General features: G+C 51.2%; 21 protein-coding genes and 8 pseudogenes. 16 read left to right on the forward strand and 13 right to left on the reverse strand.

The features are described from left to right. Positions 1 to 3 precede the first annotated feature (3 nt). The 5 genes and pseudogenes from D5366_RS11495 to D5366_RS11510 form a co-directional block, all read right to left on the reverse strand. Positions 4 to 576: a cysteine hydrolase gene (locus D5366_RS11495; protein WP_141493999.1), complete on the reverse strand. Its 573-nt coding sequence runs from the start codon at positions 574 to 576 to the stop codon at positions 4 to 6. Between the two features lie 93 nt (positions 577 to 669). Beyond that, complete coding sequence (locus tag D5366_RS11500) at positions 670 to 1,560, reverse strand: LysR family transcriptional regulator (RefSeq protein WP_141494000.1); 891 nt, start codon at positions 1,558 to 1,560, stop codon at positions 670 to 672. Between the two features lie 489 nt (positions 1,561 to 2,049). Further along, positions 2,050 to 2,931: an aminotransferase-like domain-containing protein gene (locus D5366_RS12080; RefSeq protein ID WP_240775427.1), complete on the reverse strand. Its 882-nt coding sequence runs from the start codon at positions 2,929 to 2,931 to the stop codon at positions 2,050 to 2,052. A 319-nt stretch (positions 2,932 to 3,250) separates the two neighbouring features. Continuing rightward, positions 3,251 to 3,436 (reverse strand): annotated as a pseudogene (locus tag D5366_RS12185) (GntR family transcriptional regulator); the annotation flags it as partial. Positions 3,437 to 3,562: 126 nt separating this feature from the next. Next, positions 3,563 to 4,477, reverse strand: a complete 915-nt coding sequence (locus D5366_RS11510; protein WP_141494001.1) for an AraC family transcriptional regulator — start codon at positions 4,475 to 4,477, stop codon at positions 3,563 to 3,565. Between the two features lie 171 nt (positions 4,478 to 4,648). On the opposite strand from D5366_RS11510, the gene D5366_RS11515 reads away from it, so the two are divergent. The 3 genes from D5366_RS11515 (at position 4,649) to D5366_RS11525 (ending at position 7,045) form a co-directional block, all read left to right on the forward strand. Next, positions 4,649 to 5,038: a heme-binding protein gene (locus D5366_RS11515; protein ID WP_141494002.1), complete on the forward strand. Its 390-nt coding sequence runs from the start codon at positions 4,649 to 4,651 to the stop codon at positions 5,036 to 5,038. Then, positions 5,035 to 5,796, forward strand: a complete 762-nt coding sequence (locus D5366_RS11520) for an SDR family oxidoreductase (protein ID WP_141494003.1) — start codon at positions 5,035 to 5,037, stop codon at positions 5,794 to 5,796. The genes D5366_RS11515 and D5366_RS11520 overlap by 4 nt, the downstream gene beginning before the upstream one ends. A gap of 352 nt (positions 5,797 to 6,148) precedes the next feature. Continuing rightward, positions 6,149 to 7,045: a dihydrodipicolinate synthase family protein gene (locus tag D5366_RS11525; RefSeq protein WP_141494004.1), complete on the forward strand. Its 897-nt coding sequence runs from the start codon at positions 6,149 to 6,151 to the stop codon at positions 7,043 to 7,045. Between the two features lie 81 nt (positions 7,046 to 7,126). Here the strand turns inward: D5366_RS11525 and D5366_RS11530 are convergent. Next, positions 7,127 to 7,222: pseudogene (locus D5366_RS11530) on the reverse strand (IS6 family transposase); the annotation flags it as partial. An 82-nt stretch (positions 7,223 to 7,304) separates the two neighbouring features. Here D5366_RS11530 and D5366_RS11535 point away from each other — a divergent pair. Further along, a pseudogene (locus D5366_RS11535) lies at positions 7,305 to 7,683 on the forward strand (transposase); the annotation flags it as partial. 167 nt (positions 7,684 to 7,850) lie between these two features. Here the strand turns inward: D5366_RS11535 and D5366_RS11540 are convergent. Beyond that, the gene (locus D5366_RS11540; protein WP_141494005.1) at positions 7,851 to 8,405 is read right to left on the reverse strand and encodes a helix-turn-helix domain-containing protein; all 555 of its coding nucleotides are present in this window, start codon (positions 8,403 to 8,405) and stop codon (positions 7,851 to 7,853) included. Here D5366_RS11540 and D5366_RS11545 point away from each other — a divergent pair. After that, the gene (locus D5366_RS11545) at positions 8,340 to 9,887 is read left to right on the forward strand and encodes an L-lactate permease (RefSeq protein WP_240775421.1); all 1,548 of its coding nucleotides are present in this window, start codon (positions 8,340 to 8,342) and stop codon (positions 9,885 to 9,887) included. The two genes, D5366_RS11540 and D5366_RS11545, sit on opposite strands and share 66 nt — an antisense overlap. A gap of 62 nt (positions 9,888 to 9,949) precedes the next feature. Beyond that, a pseudogene (locus D5366_RS11550) lies at positions 9,950 to 10,375 on the forward strand (DDE-type integrase/transposase/recombinase); the annotation flags it as partial. Positions 10,376 to 10,418: 43 nt separating this feature from the next. Here the strand turns inward: D5366_RS11550 and D5366_RS11555 are convergent. Both D5366_RS11555 and D5366_RS11560 read right to left on the reverse strand, forming a co-directional pair. After that, positions 10,419 to 10,640, reverse strand: a complete 222-nt coding sequence (locus tag D5366_RS11555; protein WP_205839633.1) for a hypothetical protein — start codon at positions 10,638 to 10,640, stop codon at positions 10,419 to 10,421. Between the two features lie 93 nt (positions 10,641 to 10,733). Continuing rightward, positions 10,734 to 11,642 (reverse strand): hypothetical protein, encoded by a 909-nt coding sequence (locus tag D5366_RS11560; RefSeq protein WP_141494007.1) that lies wholly within the window; start codon positions 11,640 to 11,642, stop codon positions 10,734 to 10,736. 181 nt (positions 11,643 to 11,823) lie between these two features. Here D5366_RS11560 and D5366_RS11565 point away from each other — a divergent pair, with 181 nt between their 5' ends. From D5366_RS11565 to D5366_RS11600, 9 genes and pseudogenes are all read left to right on the forward strand, one after another. Beyond that, positions 11,824 to 12,336, forward strand: a complete 513-nt coding sequence (locus tag D5366_RS11565) for a hypothetical protein (protein WP_205839634.1) — start codon at positions 11,824 to 11,826, stop codon at positions 12,334 to 12,336. A gap of 275 nt (positions 12,337 to 12,611) precedes the next feature. Continuing rightward, positions 12,612 to 13,502, forward strand: coding sequence for a prohibitin family protein (locus D5366_RS11570; RefSeq protein ID WP_141494008.1), 891 nt, complete (start codon positions 12,612 to 12,614; stop codon positions 13,500 to 13,502). Positions 13,503 to 13,583: 81 nt separating this feature from the next. Continuing rightward, a pseudogene (locus tag D5366_RS12090) lies at positions 13,584 to 13,777 on the forward strand (IS6 family transposase); the annotation flags it as partial. Positions 13,778 to 14,351: 574 nt separating this feature from the next. Next, positions 14,352 to 15,695 carry a replication initiation protein RepC gene (repC, locus tag D5366_RS11580; protein ID WP_141494009.1) on the forward strand — a complete coding sequence of 448 codons (1,344 nt, stop codon included), beginning with the start codon at positions 14,352 to 14,354 and terminating at the stop codon, positions 15,693 to 15,695. A gap of 114 nt (positions 15,696 to 15,809) precedes the next feature. After that, positions 15,810 to 16,046, forward strand: coding sequence for a hypothetical protein (locus tag D5366_RS11825; RefSeq protein ID WP_170211110.1), 237 nt, complete (start codon positions 15,810 to 15,812; stop codon positions 16,044 to 16,046). A gap of 78 nt (positions 16,047 to 16,124) precedes the next feature. Then, entirely contained in the window at positions 16,125 to 16,406 is a 282-nt protein-coding gene (locus tag D5366_RS11585) for an HU family DNA-binding protein (RefSeq protein ID WP_141494010.1), read from the forward strand. Between the two features lie 7 nt (positions 16,407 to 16,413). After that, the gene (locus D5366_RS11590) at positions 16,414 to 16,731 is read left to right on the forward strand and encodes a WGR domain-containing protein (protein ID WP_306345047.1); all 318 of its coding nucleotides are present in this window, start codon (positions 16,414 to 16,416) and stop codon (positions 16,729 to 16,731) included. Then, entirely contained in the window at positions 16,732 to 17,313 is a 582-nt protein-coding gene (locus D5366_RS11595; RefSeq protein ID WP_141494012.1) for a hypothetical protein, read from the forward strand. A 122-nt stretch (positions 17,314 to 17,435) separates the two neighbouring features. Further along, the gene (locus D5366_RS11600) at positions 17,436 to 17,795 is read left to right on the forward strand and encodes a type IIL restriction-modification enzyme MmeI (protein WP_141494013.1); all 360 of its coding nucleotides are present in this window, start codon (positions 17,436 to 17,438) and stop codon (positions 17,793 to 17,795) included. 255 nt (positions 17,796 to 18,050) lie between these two features. Here the strand turns inward: D5366_RS11600 and D5366_RS11605 are convergent. From D5366_RS11605 to D5366_RS11615, 3 genes and pseudogenes are all read right to left on the reverse strand, one after another. Next, a pseudogene (locus tag D5366_RS11605) lies at positions 18,051 to 19,079 on the reverse strand (IS110 family RNA-guided transposase). 146 nt (positions 19,080 to 19,225) lie between these two features. After that, positions 19,226 to 19,752: pseudogene (locus D5366_RS11610) on the reverse strand (IS6 family transposase). 85 nt (positions 19,753 to 19,837) lie between these two features. Next, on the reverse strand, positions 19,838 to 20,032 hold the full coding sequence (locus tag D5366_RS11615; RefSeq protein ID WP_141494014.1) for a hypothetical protein: 195 nt from the start codon (positions 20,030 to 20,032) through the stop codon (positions 19,838 to 19,840). A gap of 90 nt (positions 20,033 to 20,122) precedes the next feature. On the opposite strand from D5366_RS11615, the gene D5366_RS11620 reads away from it, so the two are divergent. Then, positions 20,123 to 20,740, forward strand: coding sequence for an IS6 family transposase (locus D5366_RS11620; protein ID WP_141494015.1), 618 nt, complete (start codon positions 20,123 to 20,125; stop codon positions 20,738 to 20,740). Between the two features lie 52 nt (positions 20,741 to 20,792). Here the strand turns inward: D5366_RS11620 and D5366_RS11625 are convergent. Continuing rightward, positions 20,793 to 23,444, reverse strand: a pseudogene (locus D5366_RS11625) (lactate dehydrogenase); the annotation flags it as partial. Between the last annotated feature and the right edge of the window lie 46 nt (positions 23,445 to 23,490).

Raw genomic sequence — 23,490 nt, forward strand, 5'->3', positions numbered from 1 at the left:
TAATTACATTCCAGCCATATCATCTAAGTTAATTATTTTAGATATTTCCTGTAAAATTTTCATGTCGACATAGTGCTCGTCTTCAGTCGACGCCGCGCAGGCTGGTTCGCAAACGAAAACCTCGTAATCACGATCATGTGCGTCACGAACGGTCGATTGTACTGCCCAAGTACTGCTCACTCCAGCTATAATTAAACGATCGATTTTATTAGCTCTTAAGATTGCTTCCAGTTTTGTACAATAAAATCCGCTGACTCTTGGTTTTTCTATAATGATATCAGAAAGATTTACTTCAAGATTTGGATGAAAGTCCGTACCTCTCTCACGGAGGTTAATTGCGTTATATTTATGAGCTAAACCGAATAATTGAGAGTTTTTGGGTTGTTCAACATAGCTGGGAGAGAATCCAACTTTCACGAGAATTTTTAGCCAGTTTTTATCATGGGCGATTTTTAACGCATGATTTGCCTTTTCTATCACCTGCCGACGTATAACTTCATTAGCTGCACTAGGAATTTTTCCTGATACGTCAGCTATGTCAATGATATAGTCTAACCCTATAAAGGCCGTATTCATATCATGTGTCCTTTTGCTAATTTTATGATGTTCTACAAAAACACTATTGCTCGATTAGGATCGAGAGGGTTGTTGTGACCACATGGTCGTTTTTTATAACCAATCACCGGAAGTTAAATAGAGTGATGCTTTCTGACTGAGCCAATCAAGCCATATCTCCATTGATTGCGATCTTGGATTTTCCTTGGGGGTGTAGAAATTGATGTCACGCGTGAGTTGAATATGTTGGGGATGTGTCATTTTTTTTACGCGTCTTGATTGTAAATCATCCCGGATAAGAGATGGTGTCATAAGACTTATACCAACGCCATCCGCAGCAGCCTGAATTGCTACTAAAGGTGATGAAACCCAGACTATTTTTTCAGTCGGTAGTATTTTTTTATTTCGAATAAAAAAATTATTCCAATCTTCGTACCAACCTGGAGCATGAATGCCAATTAATTTCACTTGTTGGTCATCTATTAAATGACGTGAATTAGGGCTCGAAATCAAACATAATTCTTCACTCAAAAATTTATTTTTATGAAATTTATCTTCTTCATCTTTTTCAACAGAAAAAATACCGTCTAAGTTGTTTTCGTGTATACTCTCTATTGTGCATGGAGTTATTAATTTTACCTTAAATAAATTATGTTCTTCATTAAACTTTTCTACAAGTGGTATTAATAATTTTATAGCTATACTTGAAGAACAACCTATATGCAAAATATTTTTTTTATTTCTAATTAACAAATTAGTCGCGTTCGCTATTATTTGAAACGCATTGTCTATTTCTTTAGCGAAATTCTCAGCCTCTTTAGTAAGTTTTAGAGAACGTTCACTACGATCAAAGAGACGGACACCTAATGCTCCCTCCAACTTTTGAATTTGCTGAGTTAAAGAAGAATGACCAATATTATTTTTTTCCGCCGCCGCACGAATACCGCCTGATTGTGTAACTAACCAAAAAGAACGTAACGAATTAAGTGGAGGTAGATACAGCATTACTAATTTTCTTCACCTTTGTGTGTTATCCTATTCTAACATTATACTAATTTAGTATAAAGAATTTATTTCTACAATACTAAATTAACTTAGAGTAGTATTAGTAAGTGCATTTTAGAAAATTCCGTTTGAAAAAATGATTATGGTTTTCTTCTAAACGAAATCCTGCAGGCGATGAATGTCTCGTGTAAATAGAAGAGATTACGAACAGCCTATAAGATGAAAACGAACCTCTGACATCCACCCATAATTCGAACTTCTTTATGATTTTCTTACTTTTTCGTAGTGGTAATTGGCTGTTTTTTACTCGATTATTCAACCCTTTATGAGAAAAAATGGCCGCAGACACTCCCTTTGTCCGTCCACCGACGAAGAGCGCTTATCTCCAGTTGCTTTACAGAGCCTCGAAGGCGGTGCTGTTGAATAATCTAGTTTGCTGCCGGTTTGGACTGTACAAGTATATCGACGACTTTCATGATTTCGTCCGTGCTAAGATGCGCATAACCAAATCTCAAGTAACGATAATCGTTTTCTGATTTGGTGGTGAAACGATTCCCGCTTTCGATATGCAAGCCTTTTTTTTTTAACCGCGTTTATCCAAGCGTTTGCGTCTATGTGGGGATCTATTTTTAGCCAGACCGCCAGCCCTCCAGCAGGGACAGAGAATGTTATTGCACCGCTCAGCCTATCGCGAAGTTCATTTAACAGAAGATCGCGCCTTTCAGCGTATACACGCCTGGCTTTGCGAGCATGCCGCCCAAGAACACCGTTGCGGATCATGAGCGCCATGGCTTGTTCTAGAGGCACATCTCCTTGACGATCAATTGTTTCGCGTAAATCTGTCATACGTTTCAGCATATCTGCCCGGGCAACGACATAACCTAATCGTAGCGTCGGTATCGTCAACTTAGAGAGTGATCCAATATGGATTAGCCGTTGAGAGGCACCAGCTCGGGCCGCAAGAGGCAGAACTGGTGTACTGTCAAAGCGATAATCATGGTCGTAGTCGTCTTCAATAATGAGTAAATTGTGCTGTCTTGCTAGTTCAAGAAGTCTCAAGCGTCGCCCGGCCCCGAGAGTGACGGTTGTAGGGTATTGATGATGAGGTGTGACGTATACAGCCTTGATGCTGGGATCCTGCTTTAACGTCTGTGCGAGATATTCAACGTCCAGGCCCTCGTTATCCACCGGGACGCCAATGACACGCGCTCCTCCAGAACGGAAACTGGCCCAAGCGAACGGATAGCCCGGATCTTCGACTGCAATTCCATCGCCAGGTAACAAGAGAGCTGACGCTACTAAAAAACAAACCCATCTGACTGCCGTGTGTAATAAGAATATTGTCGGCCGTGACCGAGAGGCCTCTAGCATTGAGAAAGTCTTCGGCAAGGGCCTCTCGCAATGTGTATGCGCCACGAGGGTCAGCGTAACCACTACGCTGAAGAAATTGTGTTGAGGTTAAAACCGTACGAAATGCACGTGCCAGCTCGACCCGAGGCATGAGACGCGGGTCTGGTGTCCCATCAGTGATAGTCAATAGAGAATTAGCGGGATTTGCTCTCCGTAGATTGGGCTTTTGAGGGGAAGGTGGTCCAGTTTTATCCTGCACCGCGCTAGGAAGGTCTTCAGACACAAACGTCCCGCAAGATGCTCGGGAAACCAACCAGCCTTGCATGACTAATTCATGATAAGCGGCATCAATTGTATTACGATGTAGACCAAGGGTCCGCGAAAGCGTGCGTGTTCCTGGCAAAATTTGCCCGGGTCTCAAACGCCCACGTTGGATCTCGCGTATAAGAGACTCAGCTACATCGATAAAAATCGGCCTCGTCGCGTCGCCAATTAGCTCAAGTGTTAATTCGGTACGTGACGACAAGACGACTGGTCTCCTGTTTATCGGGACTTCGCGTATGAAAAATTTTCAAGCTTTCCAAGTTTCGTTTAAAAGCGAATATCCTAACTTTATGTTAGATGAATAGTTCGAAATTATTCTACCGCATCATCACGTTTTGCGGTATTTGTTAGGGCTGCAGCTATAAGTTTTCAAGAAAGCCTCGCGAAATGCGCGCTCTGACAGATAGCCAACTTTTGAGGCAATCGATTCAATTTTCATTTTTCGATCCGATCTAAGAAGATCGGCAGCAAAGGCCATACGCCATCTTGTCAGATGCGCCATAGGCGTCACCCCGACCAGCCGTCGAAAACGATCAGCAAAAGCCGAGCGCGACATGCCAACTGCCTGAGCAAGCCTGGAGACAGTCCAGATCAGCGAGAGATCATCGTGCATCAGCTGCAGCGATCTATGAATTCTGGCGTCACTAAGCGCCCTGAGCCACCCAGAACCACCTATCCAAGCATTGTCTCTGACTGCTCGCCTGATAGTCCGTATCATCAGTATCTCTGCTAACCGGTCGATTGTCGGCGATGCACCGGGTTCTCTGCTCGCAATCTCGTCACGCATCATCTCCCGAACCTGCCGTGATAAGATATCAGCCTCATTTGCAGACATATGCAGGACTGACGGCAATTCTTGGAAGAGTAGAGGGGCTTCTGCCGATATGAGCGTAAAACACCCGACTACGAGAGAAACGCCCGCTACTGTATTCTCCTGATATTCTAAAATACTCGTCTCTTGCCATGTGGCAAGCTGGAGTGCCGTTAGAGGCGTTGTGAACGCGACCTCAGCATTGCTGCGTAAATGGAAGCGGGACGCTGCCGGAAAAAAGAGAAAATCGCCTTCGTTCAGAGCAATGAGCGGCCCTTCGTCCTGATTGATGAGGCAATTCCCCGCCATCACAGCAATGAAAACAGCATGTTGCTTCGGGAAAGCGAGACCATAGCGCCCTCCCAGAGTGACACGACCCCAGACTTTCCCTTGTGTTTTGAGAGACAAGAAAATCCGGTCGAGCAGATCCATCTAGTAATACCTTTTTCGCTGAGCGGTATCTGGCGTTTTCAGCCGGATTTCCGGACATAAAGGGATATATTCTCTAGACCTTATCGGTGAAGTTGGACTCTCTCAAGCTGGCAGCCGTGAAGGGCGCGATCTGCGCTCTCACAGACTGCCTTTGAAGGAAACAGCTTCACCATGCATACACTCTACCATCGCATTGACAGCGCGATGACCGCCATTGAGGCGCATTCGGAGCGATATTGTTGTTGCGTCCTCAACGAGCAGGGCCAGGAAATCCTTTTTTTCCGGAGCACCGAAATCCTGCCCTGCAGTGAGGGGTTCAGTCGTGCGAAGGCTGTCACCGCGCATGCGTTTCAGCTCGACACGCAGACTCTTCTTACCATTTCGCAGATCACAGAAGCCATTAAAGATACACGCTACTGCTTTCTTGCAGGTGGACTGATCTTTCCCAGTCCGACTGGCAAAACGCTGTTCATCGGGCTGTCGAGCGACAAGCCAGACAGCGATCACAAGGCAGCACTGGCTGCTGCACAGGCTCTTACTTCCACGGAGATATTGCCATGACCAGCATTCTCATTACAGGCGCCGGAACAGGATTCGGCCGGATGCTTGCCTTTTCTCTCGCTCGTCGCGGCCACGCCGTACATGCCGGGGTCGAAATAACTTCACAGGTGGGCACCTTGCGGCAGGAGGCCCAGGCATTGGGGTTGACGCTCGAAGTTTCGAGGATAGACATTACCTCTGCTCGTGATCGTGCGCGTATTCTCCGCGAGGAATTCGACATTCTCGTCAACAATGCTGGTGTCGGTCAGGGCGGCTCATTAGCCGACATGCCCGACGATGTCCTGCGTGAGCAGTATGAAACCAATTTCTTTGCAACGGCCGCTCTAACGCGCGAATATCTTCATGCCCGTAAGAATAACGGACCAACGCGTATCATTTTCATGTCGTCCATCGGCGGTATTGTGACACTTCCCTTTGCAGGGGCCTATTGTGGCTCGAAACACGCGCTTGAAACTCTTGCCCAATCACTGCATCAGGAGTTCGCCGAGCGCGATGTTACCATCGCTACCATTAACCCAGGCCCTTATCAGACGAATTTCAACGACCTGATTATGGAAGGACCACGCTACTGGCGAAGCGAGAATGATCTTTTCGATCACAGCACGCTCAGCTTTGACATGCCGCAATACAAGGACGATCAGGATATCGAGACCATGGCCGATATCACACTTGATCCTAAGTCGCGCTTCCGCAATATCCTGCCACGTGAACTGGAACAGCATATCCGCGAACAGGAGCAGGCAGTCTGGAACTGGTAATTACGTGATTTTAGCCTCGACTGCTGAGCGGGGCCAAAATTCTTGCTGCAGTGCCCATAAGACATGCACGCTGGACATCATTTTATGCCGTGTCTCGCTGTATAATCAACATTCACTGTACTGATGAAAGACGAAATTTCTGAGCCGCACCTCGCTTAAACGAGACCTCGATATCTCCCGGAAACAGTTTGGATACGAAGCTCGGGGGGACAACACGATACCGCTTCAGCGGATCAAGCATCCGATAAAACGACCAAAACTGGCCTATCCATATTATCAAAACCGGACCTTTTTATAATCCGGTCGGTGTGGTGCACTCCTCGGGACAAAGATAACTGAGGGAACGAGCATCATGAAATTTTCCGGCGTAAGCGCATTTCCAATAACGCCCATGAACGAAAAAGGGGTCGATCAAGCTGGCTTTGAGCGCCTGATAAAGCGCCTTGTCAAAGCTGGGGTTAATTCCATTGGCGTTGAAGGATCGACGGGAAATTATCCCTATCTTACCCATGATGAGCGTGTAGAGACCGCCCATGCCGCCGTAAGCTGCGCTACCGGAACACCCGTCATTGCCAGTATAGGGTCCTTCCGCACGCGAGAAGTGCTGTCACTCGCTGACCAGCTGCAGAGCGTCGGTATCGGGGCTTTGCTCCTGCCGATTGTGTCCTATCATGGACTTGGGGAAGAGGAGGTCTTTTCTATGTTTAAATCGGTCAGCCAGAACGTTTCTGTTCCGGTTATTATTTATGATTCGCCGATCCTCAGCCGTTTCGTATTTTCTGACGCGCTCTACGCTAAAATCTGCGCTTTGCCGCATATCAGCTCCATCAAGGTACCGAGCGGATGGCCGTCCGGGAATGAAGCCGTGCAACGCATACAACGACTGGCAAAGAGGCTTCCTTCGACTACTGTCATCGGTGCGAGCGGCGACAACACCTTGTCCGAAGGCGTCAAGGCTGGTGCGAAAATCTGGTACTCTGAATGGGGTGGACTTTTCCCACACAGAGCGAAATCCCTGATGCAGGCATCCGTTACCGGCGACGAAGACCAGATTGCGCGCCTCTCGGAGCAGTTCGCGCCTTTCTGGAAGGTTTCTCACAAATATGGCGGCAGCATACGGCCAATCGCTGCAGCAGCGTCCATTCTTGGCCTTACCGGCAGCGACAACCTACCGCTTCCCTTGCAGGGGGTCAGTGAGGAGGATCGGACAATATTAGAGCAGGCAATCGCACGTCACGGCATGAACTGATCGCAGTTCGACCGCGTTATTTAAATCCGCCGGAGGGCACCCCCACGCAGATCGCTGATCATCGAAAGAAGTTCTATTTCGATGATCAACACTCACGCTCCGCTCGGCCAGCATGGTTTCGAAGTCGCGGTAGCTGATCTCATAGCGGCAATACCAACGCGCCGCCCATAGGATCACTTCACCAAGAAAATGACGCCCTTGAAATCACTCATCTGCCAAACCCTACTCTAACTACCGGCAGTGGTTTTCAACAGGATATTCAACTTTGCAACAGGGGCCCCGCACGGCATCCAGCCTGCGGGTAAAAAAAGGGGGGCTGGCCGTCTGATCGGTCAAACCAAAGGGGGCATGGACACAAAGTGCAGGCGGTGATGGACAGGATCGATCGTCCAATCAGCTTCTTCATGACGGCAGGCCAGATCAGCGACTACACGGGCGCGGCCTCTCTTCTGGATAATCTGCTTACCGCAAAATGGCTGCTGGCCGATCGCGGCTATGATGCTGACTGGTTCAGGGGTGGGCTGCAAGATTGGCGCCGCGTTGCCACGCGCTACGACAGGTGCTCTGCCGTGTTTCATTCCGCCGTCAGCCTAGCCGCAATCATCATGTTTTGGCTATGCGTCCTGAGCCTAGCGTGAGAAAGTTAGTGTGACATTACTGTCCCACCTGCATCCTCACCACCGTTCTTTCTCATCACATCCATCGTGCCCGGACTCTCACCCAATGGAACAATGTAACCGTTCTCAGTGCCTGAATCTCTCTTCCAAGTCCTTCATTAATCTCATACCACTTAACGTGACATCACCTACCCAGCAGAAATAGCAATTATGAAATTAGCAACAGTATTTTTTTTGTTTTCGAACCAGTGCTCTTGATCAACTTGTATGATCGCAGAGTCTCCCTCGTTTAGGCTAATGTCGTCTAGCTCAGTATGAATTTCGAGAGACCCGGTAAGCATATAGAAAATCTCTCTTGTCCCTCTCTGATGAGCAGCGAACAGTTTCGACCTCGTTTTGGCTGGTACTTTGTACCGTAGAACCTCAATACTGGATGAGGGACGAGCGAGAGCGAGACGCTCAATACCTGTCTCTTCGTCAAAAAATCTAAGATTCTCTCCCGACCGAATAATCTTAACTGTAGCGCGCTCTACAAGCTCGGATAAATCGCAATCGAGACCCCGGGCAATGTGAAGAGCATTACGCAGACTTGGACTCAATAGCCCTCTCTCAAACCGGGACAACGCTGCTGCCGACACGCCGCACGTGTCGGCTAACTGTTCAAGCGTGATCCCCAATTGGGTGCGTCTCAAACGAACAGCCGCACCGAAATATTTATCAGGGTTTCGAGTATCAAGCGTCAAAGTGTCACGATCCTTGTTGACTTTTGCTTATTCGCAATTAAGTTTGCTTATAAGCAAATTAGAGGGTCCGTCATGCAAATTTTTTGGAGTGCATTACCTATAGTCTCGACAGTCCTTGCACTACTGATAGGTCTGCGTTCTCTATATGCTGCAAGCATTGGCGTGGGAGCTGCATGCGCCGCAATGTTTTTTAGTTTCACGGTAGCCCCCAACGTCGTGATCTCCTCCATAGCACAATGGTTTCCACTTCTTTCCGAAGTACTTCTGATCCTTGGGGGGGGGCTTTTTTTATCAAGTATCATGAAACATGCTGGTGCGCAGGCAGACCTCGCTCACTGGATCGAAAGTAAATCCGGACAAGGTGCCGGAGCCGTTCTCATGATAGTACATGGTATCACACCGTTTGCAGAATCTTTGACTGGTTTTGGCATAGGTGTGACCGTGGGAATTCCGCTTTTAGCTCATCTCAAACTACCGCCAAAACAAGTTGGAGTAATTGGTCTTTTGGGGCTTTGTGCTGTTCCTTGGGGATCAATGGGACCTGGTTCCCTTATAGCAGCTAAAATGTCCAACGTGTCGTTCTACGGTTTAGGCACACATTCGGCAGTTATAAGTTTTATTCCCTTCGTATTAACCGGAATTGCCGCTGTCCTGCTCTCTACTCCTTCTCAAGGCCGAAAGCACGCAATAAGCCAGGCTATTGTCTCCGGTTTAATGCTGACGATGGCAATAGCGGGTTTCAATCTTGTTTTTGGAACCTCTGCTGCAGGCGCTTTAGGTTCTCTGACAATCATTTTATCCCGTTTGATCAGAGTTCGTAAGTCAACTAGTCCCCCATTGGGACGTGCCGGACGCCGAGGCCTCGAAAGCTACGGTATTTTACTTGGCGGTGTCCTAGTTGTAGAAATTATACTTTCAGTCGTAGGGGCTAATGAGAATTGGCGCTACTTGGCTTCGCCAGCCCTTTGGCTATTCGTGGCCTCACTTTGGTTTTCAATAGGGAGACCTGTGCGAAAACCCGCTCGGGCTGCATGGCATGCATGGTTGCAAGTTGCGCCGGTAACCGCTCTTTTTATCATGCTCGGCGTGCTTATGGCTGTATCCGGTATGGCGACATTTCTAGCTCAAATCCTATCCGGAATTGGCCCGTCATATTTACTCGTGGCACCTTTTGTATCTGGATTGGGTGGTTTTTTAACAGGGTCGAACAGTGGTGCGAATGCCATGCTTGCTGCAACTCAAGCGTCAATAGCGCGTGGTATGAACGCAAACATTGTATGGTTTATGGCAGCTCAGAACGTATCAGCTGCATTTTTTCTAATGGCTTCGCCTGGTAAAGTGGAGATGGCTTCACAACTCGCTGGATGCACCAGAAAAGAAGATAAAGTATATCTGCAAAAAACAATGTTAATAGTTTCTATATCAACCGTATTTTTAGTTTCGGTATTTTATTTCTTTTATTCGGCCCTGTTTCAAAGTTGAGTATCCTGTTGGAAACCACTGCTGGTGTTAGCGTAGGGTTTGGCAGATGCGTGATTTCAAGGGTCGGCAAAGGTGGTGATACGATTGATTTCTTCCTCTCACAGACCCGGAACGCCAAGGCTGCCAAACGCTTTCTGGGCAAAGCTTTGAACGGTCTGAGAAGGTGGGAGAAGCCTGAGACAATCAACACGGATAAAGCCCCAACCCACGGCATAGCCATCAATGAACTTAAGAAGAACGGTAAACTTCCCGACACGGTGAAACACCGTCAGGTGAAGTCTCTGAACAACGTGATCGAGGCCGATCACGGCAAGCTGAAACGACTGATTAAACCTGTCCGTGGCTTCAAAAGCCTGAAAACCGCTTATGCGACGATTAAGGGTTTTGAAGTCATGCGCGCCTTGAAAAAGGGACAAGCTGAACTCTTCCAATTCCAAGAGGGCATCATGGGGGAAGTGCGTCTCATCGAGAGACAATTCAGCTTCTAAACCGTTTGAAAATCGAAACAAATGGGACCCACGCGGCCCTAACCTAACTTTGCAACAGGGCCCCGAAACGCTCATAGCCCGATTGGAAGGCTGAGAGCCCGGGATTGCGGGCATCACCATCCGCAAGCAGTGGTGAGCGCCCCTGCATGATGGCGCGTTCCGCCAATGCAGCCTCGACCGTGGATCCTCCGAGATTGCCACGACCCGCTTTGACTACGGCAACAGGCATGCGGGGGGATCTGGAGGGGGTAGGCTTTTCACTCATGACAGGGTCCTTAACTTACAGTGCGGTCTCCGGCTTGAATCGGAGCGGACCTCAGTATGCGGACGATGTTTGTGAGTGCGGGCAAGAGAGCGCTTAGTAGAGGCTTTTCATGCGATTACGTGACCGCATGAGTAGGGCTCTGAGAATAATCGAGCGATCTTCATGAGGGACTGCCTCCACCATCGGAATGCACGCTTTCGCCCAGTCGCGCTCACTTTCAAAAAACGAGCGTCGTGGCAGTCCCGGTAGCGCTTCATAGTCGATGTGACCATTAGGCTGACGGCCTGTCGCATCGAGTGGCATGAGAGCATCGAGCGGCAGATATTCCGGCATTCCATCAGGCCGGGGACCGACATAGGGCGGCGGAAGCGGCTTGTCCCTGTCCGCACCATAGCGGGGAGCTTGCGTTAGCATCGTCACATGGTTGGCAATCTGGCCGATCATAACCCGAGGCCGGGTGGCAGTCTCTGAAGGAATAGGCTGGGACTGTGCGGTTTCGACGGTTTCGGCAAGTGCTGTCGGCTGAATATTAGCCTGATCTGGGGCCGCCTTGGCTCTGCGCTGTACCTCATACCCTGCCATCCGCTCGCGGCGCTCTCTGTTGAGTCGCTCTTCGGTATCAGCTTTGGCCATGAGGGCAAGGATATCTTCATCCGAAGGGCCAGTCGATGATTGAGCAGCCGGTATAACTGTCCGAGATGCGGATACATCGCGCAACCGACGTTCGGCTTCTGCTTTTGCTGCAGTGATGCGCTCCTTGACGCGATACCATTCGACTCTCAAGCCATTAGGCGTAGGCGCACGGCCTTGCTGGGTCCGTAAACCGTCCCGAGCAAGATGCTCTGCAAGGATCGACCACTTCAATGCTCGCCGTCCGGTGGCTTTGAGCAACGTCTCGAAATTCTCTGTCAGCCATCTCACTACGTCAGAGCGTGTCTGACGTCTGGCGCAGCTCTCCAGATAGCTTTCCGCTGTCTGACCTGAAAACACTGTTGCGCTCATGGACCTCACTCCTGACCCGTCTTCGCCTGTCTAACACCCACCCTATTGCGTAGCAAGAGAGAAACATAACCGAAGCATTACCGCAGCCCTATCGCAGCATTAGTGTAGCATTAAAGAAGGAGGTTTTTCTTTTTCCATATACAAATGCACCCTTTTGGGTGCTGCACTTCAGAGAACACTAATGCCCATCGTGATCAATCACGGCCTGATGCTGGAGTTCGAGGGCCACGACCTCATCTCGGATAGCATCAAGTGTCTCTTCGGACACCCGACGTTTCCAGACATCAGTGTCGCGGTCATAGACCCATCCGGAGGCTTTTATGCTGTTGCGTACCCTGGCCGGAGGCGTCACTGGAAACCGTACCCGATAGGTGAATGGTACGAACTTCCGATCACCAACGTGAGCATCCAATTCGATTGCACGGGCTACCTCCTAGAGGGGTGCAACAGCCTTCTGAAAAGCCTCTTTGTCCTCTTCATGGATCTAGACATTCATCTGGATCAGACCAAGCGCTTTGCGGCGTTGACGAACGGCGTGCATGGTCTGTCGGCTCATGAGGATGCTCTCTCAAAATCTGTTCCAAACACTTCAGCACTAGTGCTCTTTAAAATGCACAACGGAAAGTTTGCATTTGTATATACGCGCGACCCTTACAACTGCCACGACCTTGCAACGGTAGTGGCACGAGGCTGACACGACGGTGCAACGACCTCTGCACGATCCGAGAACGGTCTTGGGCATCAAATGGGCGTCAGGATATGAGAGGCAGCGCCAGCGATACCGCTCTCTCGGTCAATCGGACGGTGGTGCCGCCTTAGGCGCAATCGCTTCCGCGCAGAGCACGATCAGGCGAATGGGAATGGAGAACGATAGAGTTTCTCAAAGCGCTTGTTCACACTCTCATTTCACAATTGCAACACAATGTATCATCAATATGACTGTGCCGTGTCACTGCCTTGGAGGGCTTTGTGGATTTTCCTCAGTTACCAAAATCGTCTTCGGTTAATCCCTTAAAATGGGCGACCATTATCATGGTTGCGGGGGCTGCGCTGGTCCTACTCAATCCGTTCAAACAGATTGCATCGGGCTATTGCGGTATTCGTTTGAACTTTGGTTCGGTGCAGCCAGTAGCACTGACACCGGGTCTGCATTTTGCTCTGCCGGTCTATCAGCGGATTGAAGACGTTTCGACACAACCGCAAACCACAGCATCCAATGAATGGGCGGCGACGCATGATCTTCAAGACGTGCATACGACGGTTTCGGTGACATTTCACATTAACCCTGTCGACGCACCCTCATTCTACCGAGATTTCCGGACGCTGGAGACCCTTGAGAAGCGGATCATAGGCCCGACAGTCTCGAATGACGTTAAGGCCATCACAGCGAAGTATAACGCGGAGGAGCTCATCACGAAGCGTGATGTGGTGGATAGTCAGATCAAAGAGCTCATCATTGCCTCTCTAGTGCCTTATCATTTGAGCATTGAAGCGGTGAATACGGCGAACTTCACTTTCTCTCCTGCCTATTCGCAAGCAATTGAAGCGAAACAGGTGGCGCAGCAACAAGCTCTGCAAGCGCAATATACGCTGCAACAGGTGCAGATTTCAGCACAGCAGCAGGTGGTGCAAGCGAAAGCTCAGGCAGATGCGGCGATTGCGACGGCTCAAGGACAGGCTCAGGCCTTGTTGGTGACGTCTCAGGCAGAAGCCAAAGCGAATGCTGCGATTGCTCAGTCTTTGACACCGGCCTTGTTGCAGCAAAAAGCGCTGGATCGTTGGAGTGGGACACTCCCAACCTATCTCAGTGCGGGTGCGCCTTTGCCCTTTATCGCGAATACCCCTCTGCTGGGAAAATAGCAGAGCAGAGAGATCGGCCCTGTTGCGACGTTTTAGAAGCTGCCTGAAACCCCCTATTGGTTTTGAGGTGGAGCGGTTTTTATAAGTGATTTCAAGGGTCGTCATTTTCGTGGTGAAGTGATCCTGCGGGCGGTTCGTTTGTATTGCCGTTACGAGATCAGCTTCGCGACCTGGAAGCCAAATTGGCCGAGCGGGGCGTGAGCATTGATCATTCAACGCTTTACCGCTGGGGCCAGCGCTATGCCCTTGAGATGGAGAAGCGTTTACGCTGGTACCTTGGTATTGGAAACGTCCGGGCTTTCGCGCATTGGAGCAGTGTCATCCTAAAAAAGCCCCTCGTAAACGTTTCTCACAACAATCCAGAAGTGAATGTAACAGTATCGGAACTGCACGGTCAGACAGTATTACGCCAATGTCTCAGCCCGCATGGGTTCAGGCGCAAATGCCGTTGCCACCGGAAATTCTTAATCATTTCTTTCGATTTATTCTGGTCGGGGAAACGAACGATGCGACTTTTATCTGTTTCAATCGGTTACCGAAGTTTTTTCGGTTGCCGCGTCTCTCCGAACAAGGCAAGTTGCTCTATCCGTCCGAAAGGACATCACCGTGTTTTAAAAGGAGTCCCGCACCATGCAGCACCGCAAATAAAAGAAAACCCCAGCTCTCCCGATCGCCAAATCGGAAAAGCCAGGGTCATCCAGATGATTAGAAGGTGAAAGCAAGTAAACTCACCTTACACACCTATTCGGTCGAAACGCAAGTGTTTTTGCGCAGGGTGTCGTATTGTCTGATGACAGGCCGAGAGATGGATCCGGAATACCCTTTCTCTGACCAAAGATTGTGTCATCTATGATGTCTTCTGTTTCGACGGTGCCGTCGGTGCAACGCGCACCGGGTCGCCGTACCATCACGCCAGCCATGCGGCGCGCCCGTGAGGAACTGACCCTCACCCCACCGAGTTACCCCAGCCGGGCGGATGTGTTGAGTTTGGTGAATAAAGGTGTTCGCGTCTTAGGACTCAGCCGTGGTGCTGCCCAGTTATTGATCGCGATGATCCGTCAGACGCCCAATAAAGAGTGGGACGCTGATGGACGGCCCTTTATTTTTGCCCGTAATGCCACCATGCTGCGCTGGATTGGTGGGCATGAAAGCACCCTCAGACGCTATATCCGTGAGATCGCCGAGGGCGGCTATCTCGTGCCCATTGATGGCCGCAATGGGCATCGTGGTTGTCGTTATGAGGATGGCACGGAACGGGTAGGCTTTGATTTGTCCTCGCTACGCTACCGTTACCCTGAAATGACCGAGCGGCTTCATGCCGTCAAAGCCTATGAGCGCGCCTGCCAAGCATTGCGCGATGAGATGGCTCAGCTGTTCAACGAACTGTGCTATGGCGTTGTTGCTTTGCCTGAGACATTGGTTATGTCCCTACGCAGCCTGATGCGTAAGCGCCGCGAGGTCCACAATAAAGAGCATTTGGAGCATCTCAAAACCATGATGCAGGACATCCATGCTCAATACAGCACAAACGGCCAAAAACAGCCTGTGGATAACGATTTTTCAGAGACGTTATGCCCTTCAGAATTGCACGGCATGACCGTCAAAAATGACACCCCTTATACAACTACAGAAAGAAATAAAACTTCTTACGAAGTAGAACCAGTAGCGCTTAATAAGCGCACATGCATTGACCATGCAGTGTGTGAAACGTTCGTCTCTCCCCGTCAGGCAGGGCAGAATGATGAGATTAGAGACATTGTGTCGAGCCTAACGGATACGTTGGGTGGGTTTCGTGGAACGTCCCAGTTCTTCTTGGATGTCTGCCCGGCACTACGCGATCTCTGCACAACTGCACGGCCAAAGATGGCGGATCTCATCGAAGCCGCTGAGCATTTAACCCAACATCTCGGGATTTCATTGCACAGCTGGCAACAAGGCTGTGTGATCCTTGGCCGAGAAAAGACCGCAATCGCAGTGATCGTGATGACGGCTCGCATCAGTCGCGGTGCGGATATTCGCAATCGGGAAGCCTATTTGCGCGCAATGATTGAGCGTGGTCGTCTAGGGATGCTGCGTTTGGATCGGAGTTTGTTTGGACTGCGAGGGGACCCCGATCATGCGGTCACACCGGCCAGCGCCATTCGGGCGAAATTCCGCGCTATTTTGGCGGAACATACCGCAGCGTGCGCATGACCGAGACGGAAGTTTTACCGCTCTGTGTCCCGTTGAAATGTCACGCAGAGGCCCGACGGGCTGGGGCTGTGTGGGACGCCCGTAGTCAACGTATGCTCTGGCCCTTTCCGCGCTTTGCTGGCGAAACCCGAATGGGATGTCATTCGGCGTACCGAGGCTTTAAGCTGGCTGTGTCACATCAACCAATGGTCGGTAGCGCAGGCACAAGACTGTGTCGCACGCAATGGCGTGAGCGGTGCCGCCAATCCTGGTGTTGCGATGTGTCTTGGGTTGCTCAGCATTATGGCTATGCGCTTGTCCCCGATGCGGTCGAAAAAGCCCGCGACATTCAGCGGGATTTTTCCTGTTTAATATTTTGCTTGTCTTGAAACAGGTCTAAGATTTTCACAATAACCATCGCTTGATGGGCTTAATCAGGAAGGTAGAGTGATGAAGATTGCAGATCTGGTCGATCATATTGCTTTGACAACAAACACAAGCAAGGCCGAGACCCGCGCTGTATTGGATGAGCTGGTCAAAACCATTACCGCGGCTGCGCAACAGGGTGATGAGATCAGTCTTCCGGCATTGGGAAAGTTTAAAGTCAAAGAGACGCCTGAGCGCGAGGGGCGCAAACCAGCCACTGGGGAAAAGATCACGATTGCAGCATCCCGCAAGCTGACCTTTACACCGGCCAGAGCCTTGAAAGAGGCTCTGAAAGCTTCGGTGTAAGTGCTCTTTGACCCTGTCGGCTGTTGAGAGCAGCAGCCGCACTATGCCCCAAGCCAAAACGATGCGGCAGCAATTGTCTTTGTTTCCGGAAACGATGCGTTTGCAGCGCATCGTGCCGGAGAAGAATTGTTGGCGTTTTTATCGTCTCCATCTTGAGACGGATTTGTTTGGGAGCACGGTTTTGGTGCGCTCATGGGGACGGATCGGGACCGCAGGGCAAGAACGGCGCGAGCAGTGTCCGGATGCTGCGTTGGCGCAAAAAGCGCTCATGCGGTGGGCGCGGAGTAAAATGCGTCGGGGTTATGCAGAGGAAGAGAGCAAGTAAATGAAAAATTCAGATCCAATTATTCGCCGTTCTATAAGAGTTTTAAGAATGGTGAGTGAGTTGCATATTGCTGGTTATCAGTTGCTGCGCGTAATGCCTTATCTTTCGTCAAGCGGTGCATATTGGCGATTAGAGATTGGCCCATCTGTAATGTTCTATCAGGCTCACGGTGCCATAATATGTACGACAAGTAGTCAAATTGTGACCGAAGAAGAACGCCCGGACTTTCCGAAAACAGAAACTTATTCGAGTGCAAGCGCGGAATCCGGACAGTATTTCGAATGGAAGGATGCTGCTAAAGATGATGCACGGGCATTAGCCAAAAAGTTTATCGAACGCTTCCCAGAACTTGTTCAAAGCGGGTATGGTTGGGATTACGCCTATGCGGGCTGGTATCAGCGACTGTTAGGCCTTGCGGAGGAAGGGTGGTTGCCCTGTGCGTTTGGCCCTTATCTTGATCCAAATCGTCAGTATCTGCACGTACAAGATTGTCGGTATGGGTTAGAGGGTGTGCGTGAAGAACGAGCGCCTCTTTTGCCTAATCCTCCCCCAGGTGTGTTCGATGGCACGGCGTGGTTTTAGCAAAACTATCCACGCTTCCGACCGTAGGTTGTAGACGAAGCATCTTGTTCTTCTAGGACATAGAAGCGTGGCGCAAAAAACTGATCTGGGGTAGCCTTTGAGTAACATTATTGAGGCCCTTAATGAACCCGACTGAGATTTACGACGCACTCGCCCAAATTGCCGCAGAACCATTTGACCCGATTGAGTTTCCTTTTGCATTTGCAGCCGCAACTGACGCAGCTCAAGCAGCTATTTCCAAACTGCGTAACGGATCAACTAACAAGTCAGATCTTTCCGGCGGCGTGCTTTTCGGTAAACGGTTTCATTACGCCCCGGCCCAATCGGGGCAAAGCGATATTGTGCTTGACCAACTCCGGGCCTCGAAGAAAACCAAAACATCAAAACCCGCCATTCTGCTCGCAACTGATGGCGATATGATTGCAGCCGAGCATCTAGCCTCGGGCGATACGCTGCACTGGGCTTCTGTGGTTGCCGTCTGAAATGCAAGAAGTTTCTGGCCCTGATGTGCGAGTGATCGATTGCGGTCTTCTGTCAGGCCTTTGAACGCGGCATTTACAAAAGCCGCTGGCCGATATGGTGATCTGCGGATCGGGTCCAAATCTCTGTTCCGTATTTGAGAACACTGAGCCCTTGGCTGGTTTTCCTAATCCGGATCGGCTCGATCATGCGCCCATATGGGTCGTCGCTTTCTCACACCCCTTTACCGGTTCTGCTTACATACGACTGAGTTCAACTCATCTCGCAGCAGTCAGAACCGGATCCCGATAATTTTCGTGTTTTGTCAGCATGGCCCAAATCGTTCGGGCCATTTTGTTGGCCAGCGCGATCGCGACGAGCATACGCGGCTTGCAGGCCATCATCCGGGCCAGCCAGGAGCCCGGAACGGGAGGTTTACGCCCCGCCCAGCCTACACGCGACATTGCCCCTATGATCAACAATCGCCGAATGTCAGCCTGGCCGGCCTTCGAAACCCGCCCGAGCCTTTCCTTGCCACCAGACGAAAACTGCTTTGGAACCAGCCCAAGCCAAGCCGCAAAATCGCGTCCGCAGCGAAAAGTCTCCATTGCAGGTGCAAAAGCTTCCACGGCCAGGGCCGTCAAAGGCCCGACCCCAGGCATTGTCTCCAGACGCTGAGCCACACCGCTCTCTTGCGAAAGCCTGACCATCGCACGGGTCTTTTCTGCAATCTTCCTTGACTGCGCGTCGATCTGTTCGAGAAGGTCCCGACATTCCTGACGAACAAGAGTTGGAAGACGAACGCTTTCATCGTCGACCATCTCTTCAAGGCGCTTGAGATAGGTCATTCCTTTCGGAACCACCAGACCAAACTCATAAAGCGTGCTGCGAAGAGCATTCACCAGTTCAGTGCGCTGGTGAACCAGTCGATCACGGCAACGATATAAAACGGTCCGTGCCTGCTGATCTTCTGCTTTGGGTGTCACAAAGCGCATCTCCGGCTGCCGGGCAGCAATAACAATCGCTTCAGCGTCAGCTGCGTCGTTCTTCTGGCGTTTGACGAACGGGCGCACATATTGCGGTGCGATCAGCTTTACCTCGTGACCCGCATTCACCAATTCCCGTGCCCAATAATGAGCACTTCCACACGCTTCCATGATAACAAGCGCCGCCGGTTGGCTGGCCATAAACTAAAGGAATTGTGGACGGCGGATCTTCTTGCGGAACAGTAAATCCCCCGTGATGGAAGCTGCGTGAATCTGGAAAACGTTCTTTGCCAGATCAATGCCAATCATCGTATCGTTCATCTGCCGTTCTCTCTTACTCGTGGCTATTCACATCTACCACGTTGGCACATACCGATGCCGTTAGGGGAGGACGGCAACCACCCCATCTCTGTTGCAAAGTTCCGCTTGAGTCGCGTGGGCCCCGTTTATTTCGATTTTCAAACGGTTTAGAAGCTGAATTGTCTTTCGATGAGACGCACTTCTCCCATGATACCCTCTTGGAACTGGAAGAGTTCAGCTTGTCCCTTTTTCAAGGCGCATAACCTCGAAGCCTTTAATGGTTGCATAAGCGGTTTTCAGGCTTCTCCCACCTTCTCAGTCCGTTTAAAGCTTTGCTCAAAAAGCGTTTGGTCGCCTTAGCGCTTCGGGTCGGCGAGAGGAAGAAATCAATCGTATCACCGCCTTTGCCGACAGCACGGTACAGATAAGTCCATTTTCCTTTGACCTTAATGTAGGTCTCATCAACTCGCCAGCTGCTGGAAAACCCCGGGTGTTTCCAATACCAGCGGGGGCGTTTTTCCATCTCGGGTGTATACCTCTGAACCCAGCGGTAGATCGTTGAATGATCAACGCTCACACCGCGTTCACAGAGCATGGTTTCAAGGTCGCGGTAACTAATCCCATACCGACAATACCAGCGCACTGCCCATAGGATCACTTCACCACAAAAATGACGGCCCTTGAAATCACGCATCTACCAAGCCCTACGCTAACACCGGCAGCGGTTTCCAACAGGATGCTCAACTTTGCAACAGGGCCTTTTATCTTCCTGTAAAAAATTAATTTTTAATTAATATTATTTCTCCTGTACCGGAAACACCTCTATTGGTGCCCCACTTTTGAAGTATTGATACTTCATCAATAAATGATTTTCTAATAAATAAAGTTAATGATGGTGTCTTTTGACATCCATTTAATCCGCATTTAAAACTAATAAGCGCTTCTCCATGAAGAGATCCTTTTTCATCTAACAAAATAGCTCCCTTTTCAGCACAACTGTGTGATCGGCATCCTGATATTAAATGGGTGATGTCACATTAACCCCGCCGTGTTAGATGGCAGCGATGAGTAAGACGCTTGTGAGCTACAAACGGCATCGTTTCCCGCGTGAATTGATAGCCCATGCGGTATGGTTGTCTTTCCGTTTTCCTTTGAGCTTTCGTTTGGTTGAGGAAATGCTGCTCGAACGTGGGATTGTGGTATCGTATAAGACGATCCGTCGCTGGAGCCTGAAGTTTGGTGCGGAGTATGTTCGCAGTTTGCGCCGCAAACGCGCCAAACGTGGTGATTTATGGCATCTGGACGAAATCAGGGTTGTGATTGGCGGCCACATTCATTGGCTCTGGCGCGCTGTCGATCAAGACGGCTATATCCTTGATGAAATCTTACAAAGACGGCGCAATACCAAGGCCGCCAAGCGTAAACTTCGTCTGTCTGTTCGGCATCTTTCCCACAAGGAGCTGAACAATCGAGCGGAAAACAGCCATTTACCACTGCGAAAACGGGAACGGATCATGCAAAGGTTCCGATCCCCGGGCGGGTGTCAGAGGTTCGTCTCCGTCTTCTCTGTCGTCCGTAATCTCTTTGTTCCACCCGCCGCTAACGCCAACGCTCTCACACGACACATTCATCGTCTCCAAGCCTTCGCGCAGTGGAAAACTGTGACTATTCTCGCAGCTTGAAATCACTCAAATACAACCATACTCAAAGCAAAAAACTTAACGTGACATCCCCGGAGAAGGTTTTGCCGGAGCCTACGGCATGCGCCATATAGGTGCTGCCTGCGGTGATGATCCGCCACACCACGCGTTTTTGATGGTCGCGCAGACGAATAACGCTGCTCGCCCCCGGCAATTGCAGATGTCGGCCGTCAAACTGGCGCGGGACAAGGTTGTTATACGTGTCGTTATACAGCCGCACCAAACGCTGTGCCCGCTCACCGTCTTCCCAGACCCACTGGCTAAACGCTTCGCGCAGCGCCATCAGCTTTTCTTTAGCGGCTTCGGTTTCACGGGCGTTCAGAACACGACGTTCACCGCCTTCGGGATCGCGGATCGTATCGAAGATTTTGGGCGTGCTCTGGTTAAGTGCATCTTCCAGAAGGTCTTGTGCAGGGCGTCGCTGTGTTCCCCACGTCGAGGTCGCCTCGGCCTTGCCGTAAAACGGCGCTTTCTCCACGCTCCAGGCCGCGACTTCGGCAGTGTGCCAAACCTGGGCTTCAACCCCGATTTTTTCAGCAATGAAGGCTTCCACATCCGAGGCTGGCACCCATGGTGCACCCAAACGCGCAGTAATATCACTAGGGCGCAAATCCGCAGGCTGCGCGTCTTCTAACGCGCGTACCAAGCTTGTATAGGCCGGATCCGTCTCCGCCGCCTCTCGCGCTTGAGCCAATTTGGTGCGGACCGCGCCCGATAACGCCTCATCGGCCATCACCCAGAGCGGGCGTTCCGGCGTGCTGCGCACAGGGTCACGATACACCGCCTCCCCAAGCTCGGCCTGTGCCGCCTCCTCACTGCACCCCAGCAACTCCGCAATCCGAGGCATATCCACCCCACCCACTTCATGCAGGCAGACCGCAAGCGCGTCATGGGCGCTGGCAATCTCTGGCTCGCTTGGCGCATGGATGATCCGCTCTGAGAAGATCGGACCAGGACGCCCCTCGTCACGGTCTTCGTCATACTCTTCAATCGCACTGACCAGCCAGACATCCGGGTCATCATAGAACGGTTGCAAATGCGGACGGCGTTGTGTGCTGCTCTCCTCGCCGGTTTCCGGGTCAACCCGCACACTGGTTTTTACAAGGTTAATCGGGCCAAAGGCTTTGACGAACGCAGCGTAAGCGCGTTTTAAGTCCTGCTGGAACCCCGCATAAGGCGCATTCTCCATCTGCGCACGCAGCACAGAGCGCGCCGCGTCACGCACGGGGATTAGCCCTTTGATGATATTGGCGTGTTTTTGGAAAATCCCCTCTTTCTGATCCCCCTTTCGGACCCGAACCGGCGTCGTTTCGCCATCGATGATCTGATGCAGTTCTGTCTTAATCAGGACGTAGCTGCCCTCACGCAGCACACTCCCCTGCCCAGCACTGGCTAACGCAGCACGCGCCTCCTGGGCGCTGTGCGGCGTCACAGCCTGCGGCTCTGGGAACCGCACCTGACCTTTGAGACGGCTCAACGCATTGGGCAGCGCCTCGTCCAAAGCCTGCATCGCAGGGGCGGTGCAGGTGTATTCCGGTCCATATTGGCCCGTTGTCCACCCATGTTGACCCAGCACCTGCTCAGGGTGATCGAGGAAATACTGGTTGATCTGAAGCGCACCATCGCCCTGATCACTCTGCGGCACCGTGCCCACATCCTGCCAGAGGGTATCCGCTGTGTCTTCGCCGGGGACATGGCGGCGCAGCACCAGAAGATCCACCACCACCTCGGTTCCGGCATCATCGCGCATCGCCCCTGCGGGCAGGCGCACGGCCCCGACCAAATCCGCCATCTCCGCAATATGCGCACGCGCTTTGTGGTCGGTTTTATCCATCGTCCAACGCGAGGTTACAAACACGGCCAGCGCACCGGGGCGCAAACGGCTGACAGCACGCGCGATGAAGTAATCATGCAAGGACAAACCCATCTTGCCCAACGCATCCGTCCCACGCACGGTGCGGTTGCTAAAGGGCGGGTTGCCCACTGCCAGATCATAGCGGTCAGCCAGACGGGCTTTGGTAAAATCTTCCTGGCGCACCCATTGATTGGGGAAGAGCTTTTGCGTGATCCGCGCGGTCAGCGGGTCGTTTTCAATAGCGGTCCAAGCGGTGTTCTCTGCAAGCGTTTCAGGCATCGCCGCCATGAACAATCCGGTTCCACAGCCCGGCTCCAGCGCCTTACCGCCCTTGAACCCCATTTGCAGGATCACATCCCACACAGCATGGATGATCACTTCGGGGGTGTAATGCGCGTATTGGGTCGCCCGCGCTAGGCCTGCGCGTTCCTGCACACTGGTTGCTTGTTCCAGCTGCTGGCCCAGCTCTTCCCACCCTTCGCGGAACGCTTCGCCAGCACGCGGAAAGAGGCTATTGGCCAGTTCGCCTGCTCCAAAGCCGGTAAAGCGCGCCAATTGCGCTTGTTCATCGATTGTGGCCGGACGGTTTTCTGTCTCCAGCTGTGTGAGCACGCGAATGGCGTTCAGATTGTCGCGCCCACGCGCTTTCCAGCCTGCGGCGAGGCCGCGTGTACCGCTCAGGCGGAAATCACGCTTGACGACGTCCACCACCTCTTGCGCCACGTGGCGGGCTTCGGCGACAGCATGATCACCGGGCAAACTCCCCCAGAACAAAGACGGGGCATCATTCAGGGCGGAAGTCTCGAAAAAGCTCAGCTGGGTCGTACGCATGGCACACTCCGGACAAGCGCCAACACCCGGTTCCTGCGCGGGGCAG

Origin of the sequence: Neokomagataea tanensis (genome assembly GCF_006542335.1) — a bacterium.
GTDB lineage: Bacteria > Pseudomonadota > Alphaproteobacteria > Acetobacterales > Acetobacteraceae > Gluconobacter > Gluconobacter tanensis.